Genomic DNA, 18710 nt, shown 5'->3' with positions numbered 1-18710 from the left:
AAAAAAAATCAAAACGGAAAAAAATCTTGACTTTATTGTTTTAAAATATTAATTTCATAATCAGAAACATGAAATAAAATTAGGTAAATTCAAGATATGACAAAATAAAATTCCAGTTCAAACCATCAGACACAAAATGAAGGAGGGTCGCATGACCAACGGCATTTTCAATGTTCCGCTACCTCAAAATGAGCCCATTCTGGCTTACGAGCCGGGGAGCCCGGAGAAACGAGCGGTAAAAGAAAAATTAGACGAAATGCTCTCCCAAAAAATTGATATCCCGCTTTACATCGGCGACCAGGAAATTCGCACCGGAAACTTAGGCGAGTGTCGCGTTCCTCACGATCATCAGCATGTTCTGGCAACTTATCACAAAGCCGGCAAAAAAGAAGTTGACATGGCTATTGAAGCGGCGCTTGAAGCGCGGGAGAAATGGGCAAAAATGAGTTGGGAAGCTCGAGCCGCGATCTTTTTGAAAGCAGCGGATTTGCTGGCCGGACCGTGGCGCGCCACGCTAAATGCAGCTACCATGCTCTGTCAATCCAAGACTATTTTTCAGGCTGAAATTGATTCGGCGTGTGAGTTGATTGATTTTTATCGTTTCAATCCTTATTACATGCAGCAAATTTACCAGCAACAACCCGCTTCATCTAAAGCATGTTGGAATTACCTCGAGCATCGACCGCTGGAAGGTTTCGTTTTTGCCGTCACGCCGTTCAATTTTGCCTCTATTGCCGGAAATTTGCCCACTGCGCCGGCAATGTTGGGAAATGTTGTGCTCTGGAAACCGGCTTCATCGGCAGTTTACACCGCGCATTTCATCATGCAATTGCTGAAAGCTGCTGGCTTGCCAGACGGCGTCATTAATATGGTTGCTGGTTCCGGCGCCCAGGTCGGCGATCCGGCGCTGGAAAGTCCGCATCTGGCCGGGATTCATTTCACCGGTTCAACAGCGACATTTCAGCGAATGTGGAAAACCGTGGGCAACAATATCCAAAAATACCACACTTATCCGAGAATTGTCGGCGAAACAGGCGGCAAGGATTTTGTGTTTGTCCACAAATCCGCTGATTTGCGGACAACTGTCACAGCTCTGGTGCGCGGCGCTTTTGAGTATCAAGGACAAAAATGTTCTGCCGCATCACGGGCATACATTCCGGAATCCCTGTGGCCGGATTTGAGGGAAAAATTGATTGCGGACGTCAAAAAGATTAAGATGGGGAATCCGGAAGATTTCACTAATTTCATGTGCGCCGTGATCGACCACGCCGCTTACGACACAATTGTGGATTATCTCAATTATGCTAAAGAATCGACGGAGGCGGAATTTATTGTTGGCGGCGAATACAACGATGAAAAAGGCTACTTCATCGAGCCGACAATTATTCAAACCACAAATCCGAAATTCAAATTGATCGCAGAGGAAATATTCGGACCTGTGTTGACGCTTTACATTTATCCGGATGACGAGTATGAGGAAACATTGCATTTGTGCAATGAGACTTCGCCCTATGCACTCACCGGATCTATTTTTGCCAATGATCGGGAAGCAATCATGCTGGCGATGGATATTTTGACTCACGCTGCCGGTAATTTTTACATTAATGATAAACCGACCGGCGCCGTCGTGGGGCAGCAACCCTTTGGCGGTAGTCGCGCTTCCGGCACCAACGACAAAGCCGGCAGCATGGTGAATCTTTTGCGCTGGGTTAGCCCGAGAACGATCAAAGAAAATTTTCTGCCGCCGACCGATTTTGGCTATTTGCACATGAAGGAAAAATGAGAATTTTTTAATAAAAAAGGCGCATAAAAATACAAATTATGCGCCTTTTCTCTTTGCAAATTTTTTTAGGGAACGATGCGAATTTTATTGTCGGGAATGGGAACCTGCTCCACGGTCACACCCGCCTCATCGAATAATTCCATGACTAAATTGAACTTGTCAGGATAACCCTGGGCGACGACCAATTTGGTGATGCCCGCGTTGACGATCATTTTGGCACAAATGATGCAAGGAAAATGCGTGCAATAGAGCGTGGCGCCTTCGATTGAAACGCCGTGAACGCCGGCCTGGATAATCGCATTTTGCTCGGCATGAATGGCGCGGCAAATTTCATGTCTTTCGCCTGAGGGAATACTCAATTGATTTCGCAAACATCCCAGCCTGAGGCAGTCGTTTGTTTTTCTGGCGGCGCCATTGTATCCCGTCGTCAGAACGTGGCGGTTTTTGACAATAATTGCTCCTACATGATGGCGCAGACAAGTGGAACGTTCAGCTACCAAAAACGCCATTTTCATAAAATATTCTTTCCAGGTGGGGCGTACGCGCAGCTCGATTTGAGATAGCGCTTGTTCGATTTTTTCATGAAATTCCTTTAGCGAGCCGGAATTTATGATGTGAAATTCCGCCATGCGCATACACTGAGTGAGATTTTGCTCGTTGGAGTCCTCACTTTTTTCCCTTTTTTCCATGGCAATGAATTCTTCCAGCGAATTGACGTCTTCCAACCGGCCGCGTTTTTTAGCGCGCTTGTAGCGCAATTCCACAGGTGCATCGATGGAAACCATGAAAAAATTTGGCAGCTCGCGCAACGATAATATCTCTGCGGGGTTGCGAATGCTGTCAATGACAACGTTTCTTCCTTCGATCTTTTCTTTGGCACGGTCGGCGAGAACCGACGGTCCCAATTCTTTGCGCAATTCGTTGCCAACACGGATCAAATTTTTTCGCGATAGGGGTTGGTTCCTGAATGCCAATTCGTCGCGAATGATATCCGAAAGAGAATAGGAAGCAAATCCCTTTGTCTCAAGATAATTCATAAAATCTGTTTTTCCGGCAGCATTGGCCCCGGTCAAGCCAATAATCATGTCAGGCTCGCGGTTTGGTCTCATTTCTCTGGTGGTTTGACTAAAAACATAACGAAATTTTATCAATCAGTCAAGTTATTTTTTTTAAATAATTGTAAAATATTTAAAAGATATGATTTAACATATTGGAAAATAGCAAGATTAGCTAAAAATAGAGCTAATAAAAATAGATTCAATGAATTATGTTTGAAAGAATCGTGTTTTCGTTTCTTATAAAAATTTATTTGGAATAGTTATTGCACAGTTTCAAGAATAAGTTAATCGGACAAATTTCAAAAGAGTTAACTTATTGAATCACTAATAACTTCAATAATATCAATATTTATACTACAGCAAAAATGCTAACTTCTTCCTAATTCTGGGGGTAGGGAAGTGACATGTTTCGGCATGAGACATGGGTGAAATCTGCCCAGAAAAATTGCATTTCAAAGTGAATACACAAGCAGAAAGGAGCAACTGTGCGAAAGTACTTCTTCTTTTGTATGAGTTTGCTTTTAATTGTCGCAAGTTGTGCCAGCAATCGTTACCTGACGGCAGATAAGTATTTGCAGCAGGAAAAATATGATCTTGCCCTTAAAGAGTACATTCGGCTTGCAGAAGCGCAAGCCTCGTTCAATCTCTCGAAAGACGTTCCGGCGTTGACTGGAGCGATGATCGCCTATTACGGTTTGGGCAAATACAAGAAGTCGTTCGATTTGAGCAAACGTATTTTATCTCTGGATACCTACAACAGCGCTGCTATTTTTTACGCCGGCTTGAATCTGGAGCAGAAAGAAAAATTTTCCCTCGCCAAAAGAATTTACCGTTACTACCAATTTCTTTCGTCTTCTGATCCATATTATGATCTGATAAAAGCCAGATTCAATTTTATGGTGGAAAAGGAAATGGAAGCCCGCGCTAAAATGGCGCTTCAATTGGAAAAAAGCGTGGGCATGGGACAGGTTGTCGATAATACGCTTGCTGTGCTCTATTTCGCCAATTTAGCCGAAGATCCCCGCTGGGACGCTGTGAGCAAAGGACTGGCGGAAATGCTGATTACTGACTTCACTCAAGTAAAAAAATTGCGCGTTATTGAACGAGTACAATTGCAAAAACTGTTGGATGAAATGGAACTGGCGATGTCCGGACTTGCCGATCCGAAAATAGCGCCGCGCATGGGACGTCTCGTTCGAGCGAAAGATTTGGTGCACGGCGGATTTTTGATCAAAGCAGGACGTTTCCTGACGGTAAATTCTGATATCGTAGACGTGGCTCAAAGCAAGTCTATTGCGAGCAGACAGTTCAAAGGGGAGCTGAAGGATATTTTAAATATCGAGAAAAAGATTGTTTTCAATACTCTGGATAAATTAAATATCAAATTATCCTCTGCAGAACGAAAACGAATTCAAGAAAACACAACAAAGAGCATCGATGCATTTCTGGAATTCTGCAAGGGGTTGGACGCCTACGATCTGGGCAATTATGACGCAGCGGTAAATCATTTCAAAGCAGCGCTACGTTTTGATTCAAGATTCCGTCTGGCGCGCAATATGGCAAATCAATCTTTTTCAATGGGATTTATTCGAAAGGGCAAATTTATGGCGCAGCATCCGATGATTAAGCGTCATCAGTTGCGCCGACTGGGTACACGGCCGCGACGTTTCGCGAATAAGCCCCGCGCCCAGCGGTTCGCTCAATTCCGACTGCGTCAAATGGCGCGAAATCTGGATTTGGGCTACTTGCCCGGAAATCAATCGAGAAACGGCAATTCTGAATTGTTGCAAGATGACGTTGTTCAGAATTTGCCCGATTGGATAATCAATAAACAAATATTACCTTTGCCGCCTAAGCCGCCGGAAGTGCACAATCCGAATACGCCGTAATCAAATCAAAACAATGGTGGAGTAGAGAGTATGAAATACATTTTCCGCACACCTCTAATTTTTATTTTTATTTCAATTGTCATTTTTTCATCTGATTTATTAGCCCAGGGAAGAGTCCCGATCATTGATACCGTTTTTGTGAAGCAAAATCCTGATACAAAAATGGTAGAAATCAATTACAGTATTTTTGATCTGGATCAGGATACAATGGTCGTGTTGTTGCGCGTTTCCGCCGATGGCGGCCAAACTTTTCGAGTTCCGGCGCAATCGTTTAGCGGGGATTATGGATTGGGAATAGTCTCTGGCGATAACCACAAGATCTACTGGGACGCCATGGCAGATTATCCGGAACACCTCGGTGAAAATTACGTGGTCAAACTCTGGGTGTCCGACGACAAAATAGATCTCACTAATCTCATTCCCGGCGGAATTTTCAACATGGGAATGAGCGGCGGCGTGGACAACGCGCTTCACAGTGTAGAAACGGATACTTTTTGGCTGAGTCCACGCGAGGTGACAAATGAAGAATACCGGCTATTTTGCGACATTACAGATCATCCATATCCCACAGAAGGGGGAACAAATCAGGCACCTGTGGGCTATTTTCTCAATTATCCGCAATATCCGGTAGTTGGAGTCAGTTGGTGGGATGCTATTGCCTATTGCAATTGGTTGAGCGAATTAGCCGGACTCGATCCTTGCTACGATTTGACGAACGGGGACTATGATTCTTCAAAAACCGGATTTCATTTGCCTACAGAAGCACAGAGGGAAAAAGCAGCTCGCGGCGATTTGGATCAAATGTCTTATCCCTGGGGAAATGATTCTCCGATAAGTCGAGCAAATTACAACGGCTACAGCGGCTATCTCGAGCCACTCATGGCTGATTTCGGCAGCGGCAGAGGGCCTCTGCCAGTGGACAGTTTAACTGTCAATGGCTATTTTCTGAAAAACATGGCTGGAAATGTATGGGAATGGTGCAATGATTGGTACAATCGCAATTATTATGATAGTTCTCCGCCGTCAAATCCGTTAGGGCCGGAAACGGGAACGGAAAAGGTCGTTCGCGGCGGCGCGTGGAATTCGTCAGATATCTACATTCAATGCGCTTTTCGTGAGAGGTTTGCACCGGAAGTGAAGCGATTCGACATTGGTTTTCGCGTTGCCAGATAAAAAATTATGGCGTCAAATGGATAATGATTTACCTTTCGTGACAAAAAATTGCAACGAGGGTCTTATGAATAACAAGCCGAAGTTTCAAATTTTTATCATAACCATTTTTTTGACATTTTTCATTTTCTCGGCGTATGGCGGCATTGCGACGAAAACGAGCGCGCCATTTTTGCTGGATACACGGGATTTGAATCCTATTCCCGAAGACGGCTGGCAGGTGGTGTCAAATATCGGCAACACCTACAACGAAGACATCGTGATTGATAACTTTGGAAAAGTGTGGGTATTTTACTATGAGACGCCTGGCGCCAATCAGCCGGTTTACATGAAAATTTTCAAGAGTGACGCCCACCTCTATTTGTACAGAACCCTCGTCGGACACGGCTCTTTTGAAACCGAACCTCGTTTAAATTCTATTCGCGCAGAACTCAATCCCGCGACCGGAGACGTCTGGGTCGCTCTGCAGGGCGACGATGGCGGCTATTTTGTAGTTTTTGATTCCACGGGTCAGGTCAAAAAGGATTCAACGCTGTTGGCGACAAATGCTTTTCTGCCCAAATTGGCGATTGACAATGATGGAAAGGTGTGGTTTTCCTGGCACACTTCAAATCATGATCGCAGCCAAAGTCAGGTTATGATTGCCACTTATAATTCTTCGGGGAATTTGATTTATGAGCCTAAAGCAGTGAGCAAAAGATTTTATGTTTTCAATACAGATATTGCAATAGACGATAGCGAGCGCGTGTGGGTGGATTTTGAACTCAATGAAAATAATAATTTTTCTACTATTTTGAAGATATTAAACAATAATGGCGAAACCTATAAAACGGAAAATATAGTTTCAACGAACGAATTAATTTTAAATCCCAAACGCGCATTTTTCTCTGACAAGATCAATCAGCGGATGTGGCTGATGGAGAAAAATAATGATTTTGATTACCATAATTTCCATCTATTTGCCCTGGACGGCACTCAAATAACCTCTATCGGCGAAATTGGTACTTCATCTTTCCTCCGAAACGAACTGAACCAAATCGAATTCGTGAGATTCAATCACAGCGACTCTGAGAATCAAATTTACGAACAAGCAGACTTCAATCCCTTTACCGGAGATGCGATTAATAGATGGCATACTTTGTTTGACAGTACTTATCAATTTGTTCAGCATTGCGTCGCGTACAATAGAAATGTCAAATCTTTGAAAGTGTACTTGGTCAATGAAAAACAAAATTTGACGCGAATGAAATTTTTAACTGTGGAAACCGGGTTTCCGCAGATATCTGTTTCTCCGACAACAATTAATTTTGATACGACGAAAATTAAAGCGAGCTATGCGAAAATCAGAGAAATCACTGTCCAAAACATCGGAAATGAAATTTTGCATGTCGAAAGTATTCAGGCCCAAAATTCACAATTTTCCGTAAGCGACACCTCTTTTTCTCTGTTGCCGCAGCAATCGAAAATTGTTGAGATCAGATTTTCACCGGCTGACACGAATGCAGTTAAAAGCAACATTGAAATTGTTTCCGATGATGACAGTAATAGTCCGTTTTATGTCTCTGTATCCGGCAAAGGCTATCTGCCGACAAACCCGAAGATAATTGTTTCACCGCCCACTTTAATTTTTGACGAAGTCGTCATTGGCTCAGAGCAGTCGTTATTTGTCTATGTGCAAAATAATGATAAGTATGAGGCATTACAAATCAGTTCGATTGCTCATTCTGACACACAATTTGTCGTTGACAAAAATGAATTCACGGTTTTACCTCGCCAGGGACAATACGTAAACGTTGTTTTCAGACCGGTAATTGCCGCGGAACTGATTACGGATTCTTTAATCATCAAAAGCAATGATCCGGATACGTCGAATTTTATCGTGCCAATTTTTGCCTCAAGCCGGGCGCCGTTGAAACCTGAAATCGCCGTAAGCCCCGACTCGCTTTATTTTGGCGAAATAGCTGTAGGAGAGAAAAAAACCATCGCCATGGGCGTGACCAATAGGGGAGAGTCGGCACTGGAAATTTCAGGGATCAACTCAAACAATTCACAATTCACTGTGGACACAACCGAATTTGTCGTAACCGCGCAAAATTTAAAATATGTGAATGTAACCTTTGCGCCGCAAACCGAGGGGACTATCAACGGACAATTAACTATTAGCAGCAATGATGAAACACATCCTGAGTTAAATGTCCCCGTCGTGGGCGTCGGCAAAATGTTGTCTGATCCTTATCTTGTTTACGATAAAACAGAGCTCAATTTCGGAAAAATTCAGCAAGGCGACACGCTGCAGAAATTCATTCTGCTGCAAAATTTTGGCGACAGAATCCTCAAGGTGTTTCATTTTTACAATGGAGACAGCGCCTTCCAATCGTTGGCCTCTGACACAATCCGCATTGAAAAAGAGCAATCTTATTACTTGTGGGTAAGATTTGCGCCTCAGGATACGATGGCACACAATGATGTGCTGAATTTTGCGACCAACGATCCGAACAACCAATTTGTGGAAATCAATCTCGTCGGAAAAGGCGAACCTAATGCGCAACAGTTAATTGTTTCTTTTTCCGAAATTAATTTTGGAACTGTTTTGATTCATTCGCAGGCAAAAGATTCGATTTTAGTGAGCAATATCGGCAATCGCACGCTCACAGTTTCCAATATTCTCTCCACAAATTCGCATTTCAGACCCGGCGTCACGTTTTTTAATATCGGGCCAGAAGCGACAAAAAAAGTGTACATAAATTTCAAACCGGATTCCATTAAACAGTTTGCCGGACAACTGATTATCGTGAGCAACGACCCCGTAGCAGACAGCATTTTTGTCCAATTGAACGGAACCGGACGCGATTCCACGAATCAGCATTTGCGCCTGTCTTCGGATTCATTGAATTTCGGAGAGGTCGCCAGGGATAACGCGAAAATCATGTCGCTGGTAATTAATAATAAAGGAGAAAGGAAACTTAATATTACCAATATCTTCAACAGCGAGGCAGCATTTTCTCCGACACAGACCGAACTCACTATTTTGGGCAACTCTTTTCAGACAGTTTATGTCAATTTTGAGCCGACAGAAAGCGTCAAATACGTCGATACGCTGAAAATTGTCAGCAATGATCCGGAAAATGACACATCGCTGGTAATTTTATCCGGGAAAGGAAGAGAACCGCTGGCTCAGAAAATGGCTGTTTCGGATACGATTCTCGATTTTGGTTCTGTCGCTTTGGGTAGAAGCCTGACGAAATACATTACTGTTTTTAACACCGGTGAAAAAAAACTCTCTGTTTTCAATGTTGCAGTTAATGATAGCCAATTTCAACTCGCCAATGACTGGTTTATTCTTGAGCCAGGAAAAAGCAAATATTTATCAGTAACTTATTTGCCAAATTCAGAACTACAAACTACAGCCGCCTTGATTCTGGAATCAAATGACCCGGAAAAACCACAAGTTACCATTACGCTTTTGGGTCGGGGAACGATTTACGAGGGACCAGAAGCGGTAATATCTCCGGACAATCTGGATTTTGGTAAAACTTTTCTCGGCGCGGAAAAACAGCTTGTTTTCAAAATTTACAATCGTTCACAATCTTCATCTTTGCATATCACAAACTATAGTTTGGCAAATTCAATGTACAAGATTGTCGAGATGCCTAATTCTGTCGCGGCTTCAGACAGCGGTTTCATTCGAGTCGCGTATCAGCCTTTGCAAGAAGGAAATCACTACGGTAGCTTGACAATTTTCACCAATGATGTTTACAATGAACAAATTTCACTCATGTTGTACGGCAGCGGAGTCAGCACTTTCCCGGCGCAAAACACACTGTCTCAATTGGGCTGGTCGGGTAATGGCTCATCTCCGTTTGGCGATGGATATTCGATCTTTGGCGGCAATTACACTGCTGACGTTTTGTCCAATAAAAACGAGAAGGCGCTTTTCATCAAAGACATTTACTTGTACGAAATTCCCGAATCTCAGAATACTTACATGAATTTGAGCTTCAAAAATAGAATTACGATTATCATTAACAATACAATGGTATTCGACAGCACGGACACGAATTTGAAATATTGGAATAAATCCAATTTGGATGTTTCGCCATATTTAACGCTGGGCAGAAATCGCATCGCCGTAGTCGTTCGAACGAATAATAACTCGTCGGGAAATAACGGCGGATTTGACTGCGAAATGTTTGTGAACGGCCAGCCGAAAATTCGCCGCGGCGACCAGAACTGGAATCAGCCGGATGCGCTGTGGTGGTATTTTTATCCTGTAACTACAATTCCCGCGGACAACATCAACGGCCGTCTCTGGTTCGCCAGTGATTACGCGCTGGATTTTGCTGATTCAATCAAAGCACGCTGGAGCTTCGAGCCCACAGGCAGCGACACAATTTACGATTCTTCTGTTTTCGGCAGACGCGCAATTTTGCACAATGTGCAATGGATTGACGGAATTACCGGAAAAGCAATGCAATTTAGCGGAAGTGATAATTCTTATGCCGAAATTGAGTCCAATCTCAATGAATTGCCGCTAAATATCGAAATGTGGCTGAATTGTTACGACGCGCGCAGCTACCGACAGGTCGTTTTTTCTAATAAATTAGACGAAACTGAAAATGGCAATGGTCTATTTATTGCGCCGGATTTGCGTCTCGGCGTCTATTTTTACAACGGAGAATATATTTTTCCAAACTACGTGCTTGAACCGGGCGCCTGGCATTTGATTTCGGTGCAATACGGGTACGATCAGGAAGCGGGGTTGAATTTTGTCACTGTCTTTGTGGATGGCGACAGCGTCGGATATTACAATTATCAGCCGAATTATCCGTTGGGGCCGGCAAATAAATTTTACATCGGCGGTGTGCCACAGATTCAATCCGTTGGTTTCTACGGGGCAATCGATGAACTGACATTGAAAAATAAGGTCTCGGGCGCGCCCCCGGTTGCAGATGTGGCAGCGGTCGATTTCGTTCGCAGTTCCAATGTCATCTCGAAAATTGACACCATGCTGACGTTTAAAATTGCACCGACTCCGTTCAAAATACTGTCCGGAGAATTGACGCTATTCCACGGCGGAGAAACTCCCACAACGGCGACTGCCCTTGTCGATACAAATTTTTGGAGCAAAGATTCGGTTTATTCATCCGGACTCACAATCAAAATTCCGTCCAACTATTTGGACGTGAGAGGCTTGTATTTTTCGCTTTTACTGAGGACTAATTGGGGCGGCGTTCGTTTTCCAGTTGAAGGATTCCATTTTCTCCGCTATCGGACTGCCTACGAAGCATCAAATTTGACCCTTGCGCAGCGGCATTATCGCATGGTTTCTGTTCCGTACGAATTGCAGGAAAGCAACCTCCGAAAGGTGTTGGAAAATTTCGGCGGGTACGATCCCTACCGTTGGAGATTGTTCGATTGGGAGCAGACAGATACGACCTACGTTGAATTCAGCGACACCACTCAGGACAGCCGCTGGAAATTTGAACGCGGAAAGGCTTTCTGGCTTGTGACCGACGGCGAGAAAGATTTTGTCGGAGGAACTGGCGTTACGCCGGAAAATCAAGATTACAGAATCGTTCTCACGCCCGGCTGGAACATGGTGGGAAATCCGTTCCCGTACACCATTCCATTTTCCATGATATCAGCTACGGATGACAATGTATTACAGGGGCCGTTTTATTATCAATCCTCTGACTCCATCGGCTGGCTGCCGCCTGAGAGAGTCACATATTGCCAGCCCTGGGAAGGCTATTTTATTTGGAACGGCGATTCGGTGAATCAAACGATTATCGTTCCGGCGATGGAAGATAATGGGCTTCTTCTGCCAAAGCCGATTGGGGAGAGGCAGTATTTTGCGAAGAAGTATCCCGATGCAAGCTTCATCATTGAAGCCACTGCGGTTTGTGGGAAATATTTTGACAAAGGAAATCTTTTCGGCGCTGCGAAAAAGGCGGCCAAAGAATTTGACCACTACGATTCTCCCGAAGTGCCGGAGATCAGCAATCATATTTCTCTGTGGGCAAACAATTTCCATTGGAAAAAGAGAAGAGGCGCCTATCGGATTGATTTTCAAAAGGACGGGGAGAATGGCTATTCATGGCAATTAGCGCTCGATTGTCAGGTTCCCGGCGCAAAATCAGCAACCCTGTCTTTTCGCGAAATCAAAAAGCTGCCTGCTAACTGGCAGATTTACCTTTTTGACGTTGACGAAGATATTGCCTACAATTTAAATGAAAGAAAAGATTTGAGTCTGCCGATTCAATCGGATGACGGCATGGTAAAACATTTCAAGTTAGTCGTTGGCGACGAAAAATATATTCAGCAGAATTCCGAAGAAATTCCGCTGGTGCCGGTTGAATTTGCTCTCAAACAAAACTATCCTAACCCATTCAACGGTGTGACCACAATTGAATTTAGTCTCCCGAGAAGAATGAATGTAAAAGTACAAATTTACAACATATTGGGACAATCTGTAAAAACGCTGGTCAATGGCACAATGCGCGGCGGCGTGCATCAGTTGCACTGGGACGGCAAAAATCAATTCGATCAATTTGTGCCCAGCGGCATGTATTTTGTGAAAATAACCGGCGAACGGAAAGCCACTGACGTGAAGAAAATTTTACTGCTGAAATAACTTTTTCAGCTTATTACGAATTTGACTTTCGAATTAAAATGTAAATTCTGGAGCATACGATGAGGAAAGTATTTCTACTTTTGCTCGGCATTGTAATTTTTCCCATTTTTTTATTTGGACAGGCGGAGAATGGCTACGTGCGTACAAGCATGGTTTTGCAGATTTGGAACATTGAAAATGTCCCTGAAGCGATTTCCGAAGGGACGTTGCCCATTGAATTTGTCTATCCGATTCGCGATAACGTGCAGTTGCAAATAAATCACTCGCCGGCGACGTCCAAATTTGGCGATGTCAGCATGACGGGACTGTCCGATACCTGGATCAAAGCAAATTACAGTTTCGCCGGTGACAATGCGATTGCCAGCATCGGTCTTGGGCTCCCGACCGGAAAAACCAAACTGGATTCGTCGCAACTGATTCTGGCGAAATTTTTAAGTTGGCAGTCTTTTCAATTTTTGCTTCCGGTTTACGGACAGGGACTTACTTTAAGCGGTGGTCTGATGTACGCCTATCCGTTTACAGACAAACTGACCGTCGGCGGCGGCGCCAACTTTGTTTATCGCGGGAAATATAATTACAGTGATCAATTTTCTGCAGACTTAGACCCGGGTGAACAAATCGGTTTGAATGTGGGCGTTGATTATTTGATTCTGGATAATTTGCAAGGCAGTTTTGATTTTGTTTTCAATTACTACACTGCGGACAAGCTTGACAATGTGGAAATCTTTGCCTCGGGACCCAAATTTTTGGCCAAATTGGCGCTTCAATATCAACGAGGAGACCAGTTCTACTGGTTGCAGGTTTTTTATCAGGCAAAAGCCAAAAATCAAATTTATGACTATCTCAATGAAAAATTAAAACCGGAGCCTAAAAATTCCAATATCACCATTAGGGAAATGCACGTCGGCGCGAAATTCAAAGTTGCCGAAAAAGTTTCACTTTCCGTAATTGGCGAGATTCGCTCGTATGTAGAGAATGAATACAATCATGGCTGGACAGATCTGGCTGGCGGAGGCGTTGTCGGAGAATACCAATTTTCCGATCAACTGTCTCTGTTTTCGGGAGTGAAACTCTTTTTCGGTGACGGGCAAATTTTGGCGGCAAATCCTGCTTACCAGGGATATGAGTTCAAGCTGGGCAGCCAGTGGTCTTTTTAATCAATTTTACGGAGAAAATCAATGAAAAAATTGTTCGTGCTTCTGCTATTTGTTCTGTTGATAAATATTTCTTTGTACGCTGTACCAAATGAAACAATCGCTGTTCTTGATTTTTCAAACAACAGTTTGATGGACAGAGACAAATATGAATCGCTTTCCGGCGGTTTGGCAGAAATAATGATCACCGAATTGAGCAAAGTGAAATCGCTCCAGCTTGTTGAGCGGCAAAAAATAAACGAGCTCATCAAAGAGATGCAGCTTGCCCAAAGCGGAATGATTTCCGAAGATAGCGGCGTTCAGGTGGGCAAGCTTTTGGGGGCAAAATATCTGGTTTTCGGCAGCTACATGGTTTTCGGCAAAAAAATCCGCGTGGATGTGCGCATTGTGGAAGTGGAAACCGGTCTCACTGTCAAGGCAGAGGAAGTTACCGACAAAGTAAAAAATATGTTCAAAGTGATCAAAAAGTTGAGTGAAAAGATTCTCAAAAATTTGAACATTAAACTTTCCAAAGAGGAGAAAAAGAACCTTTTTGCTAACAACACTTCTGCTGAAGTCATTGAATTATTTTCTCTGGGGCTGGAAGCAGAAGAAAATGGCGATACTGTTAGTGCCAAAAAATATTACATTCAAGCGTTTAGAATGGACGACAATTTCGTTCCGGTGAGAAAAAAATTGAAGGCATTGTTAACAAAAGAAAAGCAGAAATAGAAGCCACTAAATGTAAAACGAAGAAAGCAAAAATTTCATCGTCACGCTGATGAAATTTTTGCTTTCTTTTTTGAGAAAAAAACGAAAATCTATTCGTTATTTACAACGAGTCTTAGTTCAACCGGTGACTGCTGCATTTCTCCCCGTTCAATTGTGCCGACTTCGATGAAACTGTATAAGTTTCTGCCGCAATTATTTTCACAGCGAAAGTCGTGAAAAATTCGGTCACAATCTGCCTGGGAGTTGACTTTAAATCGCTTCACTGTGCCGCAAGACTCACACGAAATGATAAGTTCGCTAATTTTTATCTCTGCCACGTGGTGATCTCCTCTGATGCAAAGCCCTGATGTCGTTTTTTCTAAAATGAATTTGCAAGTTTTGTTCCTCATCTGACAAAATCAATATATTGTGTAAATATATAACAATAGCACAATATGTAGTAGCATGAAATTGCTCAATTGTATCAGAATAATCACGAGTGATAATTTTTGTTTCAAAGTAATACAATTTCAAATTTTGCCGATCTCGCTAAAGTGAAAAAAAAGAGACTTGCTTTGAATTCTGCCCATCTGGTTTGAACAAAAAAAATCAAAAAAAAACTTGACAACAATACTAAAAAATTTTATATTAGGCAGCGATAAAAAAGAAGTTTTTTTTTAATTCGCGGAACCCACGCTTTGCGAGCTCATCGCAATAGAATTAGAACTTTGAGAAAAGGGATAGAAATTTTTTGTCAAATTTTCTTAATATTCTAAAAAAAAGTCTTGCATTATTTTTAAAATTTCCGTATATTTAACACCAATAAAAGCGGGAGTAGTTCAGTGGTAGAACACCACCTTGCCAAGGTGGGGGTCGCGAGTTCGAACCTCGTCTCCCGCTCTCTTCTTTAGGCGGCGTAGCCAAGTGGCTAAGGCGGAGGTCTGCAAAACCTCTATTCATCGGTTCGACTCCGATCGCCGCCTCAGTTGCGTGTGCCGGGGTGGCGGAATTGGCAGACGCAAGGGACTTAAAATCCCTCGGATATTTTTATCCGTGCCGGTTCGACTCCGGCCCTCGGCACCAAAAAAGAATCAGGGGCGATTAGCTCAGGTGGTTAGAGTGCTTGCTTGACATGCAAGAGGTCACTGGTTCAAGTCCAGTATCGCCCACAAAAATCGGTTGAATTTTCAAATTAGCCGAATTCTGAATTGTTTGGAATTCGGCTATCTGATATTAGGGGTTAATCAAGCGAAAAGAGCCATGTCGATGAATAAGATCAAGATTACTTTTCCTGACGGGAGTTCAAAAGAGTACAACAGCGGAATTACTGCGCGGGAAATTGTCGAAGAGCTGAGTAGGGGACTAGCAAAAAAGACTGTCGCAGCAAAATTCAACAGCCAGATGATGGATTTAAGCCGCACTTTGACTGAAGACGGCACAATTGAATTTATCACTTACGATACGCCCGAGGGGATGCACGTTTTTTGGCATAGCTCTGCGCATATCATGGCTCATGCGATAAAAAATTTATTTCCGGAAGCAAAATTTGGTTTTGGTCCCGCGCTGGACGATCGTTTTTATTACGATTTTGAAATCAGCCGTTCGCTCACACCGGACGATCTGGAAAAGATCGAACAGGAGATGCAGAAAATTGTCGCTGAAAATCACCCCTTCGTACGCGAAGAATTGAGCAAAGAAGAGGCGATTAAATTATTCCAGGAGCGGAATGAGCCGTACAAAGTTGAGCATGTTTCCGAATTGGAAGACAGCACCAGTGTTTATCGCGAAGGCGAATTTGTTGATTTGTGTTCTGGACCCCATTTGCCCTCAACCGGAATAGTCAAATATTTCAAATTGTTAGCTATTTCCGGCGCCTACTGGAAAGGCGACGAGAAAAATCCTATGTTGCAGCGGGTTTATGGCGTCTCTTTTCCCAAAAAATCGGCGCTGGACGAATTTTTGTACAAATTGGAAGAGGCGAAAAAAAGAGACCATCGCCGCCTGGGCCGGGAGCTTGATTTGTTCAGTATCTCCGAGGAAATCGGCGCGGGACTCGTGCTTTGGCATCCCAAAGGTGCGTTGATTCGGAAAATCATCGAAGATTTCTGGCGCGATGAACATTTGAAGGCCGGCTACGAACTTGTATTTACGCCGCACATTGCCAGACTTGATTTGTGGGGCAAAAGCGGCCATCTGGACTTTTTTTCTGAAAATATGTTCTCTTCAATGGAAATGGAGAATGTCAACTACCAGTTGAAACCGATGAATTGCCCGTTTCACTTGCTCATTTACAAAAGCAAAGGCAAAAGTTATCGGGATCTGCCGATTCGTTGGGCGGAATTGGGCACGGTTTATCGTTACGAACGTTCCGGTGTGCTGCACGGGTTGCTTCGGGTGCGCGGTTTCACCCAGGACGACGCGCATATTTTCTGCCGTCCCGATCAGTTGCAAGATGAAATCAGAAATTGTCTCGATTTTACAACATTTATTTTGGGAACTTTTGGCTTTTCAAATTATGAAATATATTTGTCCACCCGTCCGGAAAAATTTGTCGGCACCGTGGAAAATTGGGATCTGGCGACAGATGCTTTGAAAACCGCGCTTGAAGCGAGTGGTCTGGGCTATGAAATTGATCCCGGTGAAGGCGTTTTCTACGGGCCAAAAATTGACATTAAAATTAAAGACGTGTTGGATCGCGCCTGGCAATGCACCACGATTCAGGTAGATTTTAACGAACCGGAGAGATTTGACATCACTTATCGCGGCGAAGACGGCGAAGATCACCGTCCGATTATGATTCACCGCGCGCTCATGGGATCGCTGGAAAGATTTTTCGGCACGCTCATTGAGCACTACGGCGGCGCATTTCCTGCGTGGCTATCGCCGGTGCAGGCGATTATTTTGCCCATCACTGACAGACAACTGGATTACGCGAAAAAAATAGCCGAACAGTTGAAAAAGAGCAACATTCGTGTGCAGGTTGACGACAGAAACGAAAAAATCGGCTTCAAGATCAGAGAAGCGGAAATGCAAAAAATTCCGTACATGCTGATTGTGGGCGACAAAGAGATGGAAGCTGAAACTGTTTCTATCAGAAAACGTAGGGAAGGAGACATCGGCAAATTTGCATTATTAGAATTTGAAGCGACTATTCTGCAGGAGATTGCAGAAAAGAAATAGATTTTTCGCTATTTTTCTTTTTCACAAAACATTGGAGGTCAATTATTAGTAAAAAAGTTATCCGGGTGAATGATGACGTTACCGCTCCTCAGGTTCGCGTGATTAACGAGGAAGGTAAGCAAGTCGGTGTAGTTCCTATCTCTGAAGCCAAAAAACTCGCACAGGATGCTGGATTGGATCTAGTGGAAATCGTTCCCAATGCCAAGCCGCCGGTCTGTAAAATCATCGATTACGGAAAGTACAAATACGAGCTCGGAAAAAAAGAAAAATTGATGAAAAAGAAGCAGCATGTTATTCACGTGAAAGAGATCAGACTCAGCCCGAAAATCGAAGAGCATGATTTCAATTTCAAGGTTGGCCATGCGCGAAAATTTTTGGAGCAAGGAAATAAGGTAAAAGTAAATATCCTTTTCCGAGGGCGCCAAATCACTCACATCGAATTCGGCCGAGAAGTTATTGACAAATTTGCAAATGAATTGGAAGATATCGCCAAATTAGAGATGGGCCCCAAGGTCGAGGGTAGAAACATGGTGGCGATTTTTGTCAAAAAGTAAATAAAATCAATGAGGTAATGAAATGCCAAAAATGAAAAGCAAACGTGGCGCGGCGAAGCGTTTTAAAGCGACAGGGTCGGGAAAAGTGAAACGTTTTCACGCATTTGCAAGCCACATTAAAACAAGTAAATCACCAAAAAGAGTACGCAAGTTGCGGAAATCCGCGATTGTGGCAAAAAGCGAAGAAAAAAGAGCAAAACGATTGATTTTAGCATAAGTGAGGTAAAGAAATGCCAAGAGCAAAATCGAGTGTAGCTTCGAGAAATCGAAAGAAAAAAATATTGAAAGCTGCCAAAGGCTACTACGGCGGCAAACATAGGTTGTTCAAAACAGCCAAAGAGAGCGTAGAGCGCGCCTTAGCTTATTCCTATCGCGACCGAAAGAAACGCGCCGGACAATTCAGACGTTTGTGGATTGCCAGAATCAACGCGGCGGTGCGCAATGAAGGTTTGTCCTATTCAAAATTCATCCGATTGTTGAAAGACAACAACATTCAGCTCAACCGAAAAGTTTTGGCTGACATGGCAATTAATGATCCCGAAGGATTCAAGCGCCTGGTTCAACAAGTTAACTCGTAGGAAAGCCCATGAATTCAGAT

The 18710-nt window shown here is 43.4% G+C and carries 12 protein-coding genes and 4 tRNA genes; 14 read left to right on the top strand and 2 right to left on the bottom strand.

Going from position 1 to position 18710, the window contains the following annotated elements; all coding sequences use genetic code 11:
* Window positions 1-151: 151 nt before the first annotated feature.
* Complete coding sequence (pruA, locus tag GXO74_15425; GenBank protein ID NOZ63040.1) at window positions 152-1783, top strand: L-glutamate gamma-semialdehyde dehydrogenase; 1632 nt, start codon at window positions 152-154, stop codon at window positions 1781-1783.
* 65 nt (window positions 1784-1848) lie between these two features.
* Here pruA and GXO74_15420 read toward each other — a convergent pair whose 3' ends face one another.
* Window positions 1849-2892, bottom strand: coding sequence for an AAA family ATPase (locus tag GXO74_15420; GenBank protein ID NOZ63039.1), 1044 nt, complete (start codon window positions 2890-2892; stop codon window positions 1849-1851).
* 434 nt (window positions 2893-3326) lie between these two features.
* On the opposite strand from GXO74_15420, the gene GXO74_15415 reads away from it, so the two are divergent.
* From GXO74_15415 to GXO74_15395, 5 genes are all read left to right on the top strand, one after another.
* On the top strand, window positions 3327-4730 hold the full coding sequence (locus tag GXO74_15415) for a hypothetical protein (GenBank protein NOZ63038.1): 1404 nt from the start codon (window positions 3327-3329) through the stop codon (window positions 4728-4730).
* 30 nt (window positions 4731-4760) lie between these two features.
* Window positions 4761-5903, top strand: coding sequence for a formylglycine-generating enzyme family protein (locus tag GXO74_15410; protein ID NOZ63037.1), 1143 nt, complete (start codon window positions 4761-4763; stop codon window positions 5901-5903).
* A gap of 64 nt (window positions 5904-5967) precedes the next feature.
* Window positions 5968-12534, top strand: coding sequence for a choice-of-anchor D domain-containing protein (locus GXO74_15405; protein NOZ63036.1), 6567 nt, complete (start codon window positions 5968-5970; stop codon window positions 12532-12534).
* Between the two features lie 59 nt (window positions 12535-12593).
* Complete coding sequence (locus tag GXO74_15400) at window positions 12594-13691, top strand: hypothetical protein (protein ID NOZ63035.1); 1098 nt, start codon at window positions 12594-12596, stop codon at window positions 13689-13691.
* A 21-nt stretch (window positions 13692-13712) separates the two neighbouring features.
* The gene (locus GXO74_15395; GenBank protein ID NOZ63034.1) at window positions 13713-14399 is read left to right on the top strand and encodes a hypothetical protein; all 687 of its coding nucleotides are present in this window, start codon (window positions 13713-13715) and stop codon (window positions 14397-14399) included.
* 89 nt (window positions 14400-14488) lie between these two features.
* On the opposite strand, the gene GXO74_15390 is transcribed toward GXO74_15395, so the two are convergent.
* Window positions 14489-14716: a hypothetical protein gene (locus GXO74_15390; protein NOZ63033.1), complete on the bottom strand. Its 228-nt coding sequence runs from the start codon at window positions 14714-14716 to the stop codon at window positions 14489-14491.
* A 490-nt stretch (window positions 14717-15206) separates the two neighbouring features.
* Here GXO74_15390 and GXO74_15385 point away from each other — a divergent pair.
* From GXO74_15385 to rplT, 8 genes are all read left to right on the top strand, one after another.
* Window positions 15207-15278, top strand: a tRNA-Gly gene (locus GXO74_15385).
* Between the two features lie 10 nt (window positions 15279-15288).
* A tRNA-Cys gene (locus GXO74_15380) sits at window positions 15289-15361 on the top strand.
* Between the two features lie 11 nt (window positions 15362-15372).
* A tRNA-Leu gene (locus GXO74_15375) sits at window positions 15373-15461 on the top strand.
* Window positions 15462-15473: 12 nt separating this feature from the next.
* Window positions 15474-15547 (top strand) — tRNA-Val (locus tag GXO74_15370).
* Between the two features lie 97 nt (window positions 15548-15644).
* The gene (gene thrS, locus GXO74_15365; GenBank protein ID NOZ63032.1) at window positions 15645-17558 is read left to right on the top strand and encodes a threonine--tRNA ligase; all 1914 of its coding nucleotides are present in this window, start codon (window positions 15645-15647) and stop codon (window positions 17556-17558) included.
* Between the two features lie 65 nt (window positions 17559-17623).
* Entirely contained in the window at window positions 17624-18112 is a 489-nt protein-coding gene (locus tag GXO74_15360; protein NOZ63031.1) for a translation initiation factor IF-3, read from the top strand.
* Between the two features lie 22 nt (window positions 18113-18134).
* A complete protein-coding gene (gene rpmI, locus GXO74_15355) occupies window positions 18135-18329 on the top strand; it encodes a 50S ribosomal protein L35 (GenBank protein NOZ63030.1) in 195 nt (64 codons plus the stop codon).
* Window positions 18330-18342: 13 nt separating this feature from the next.
* Complete coding sequence (gene rplT / locus GXO74_15350; protein NOZ63029.1) at window positions 18343-18690, top strand: 50S ribosomal protein L20; 348 nt, start codon at window positions 18343-18345, stop codon at window positions 18688-18690.
* Window positions 18691-18710: the final 20 nt, after the last annotated feature.

The sequence above is a fragment of the Calditrichota bacterium genome, from assembly GCA_013152715.1.
Classification (GTDB): domain Bacteria; phylum Zhuqueibacterota; class Zhuqueibacteria; order Thermofontimicrobiales; family Thermofontimicrobiaceae; genus 4484-87.
This window is presented reverse-complemented; position numbering and strand designations above follow the sequence as displayed.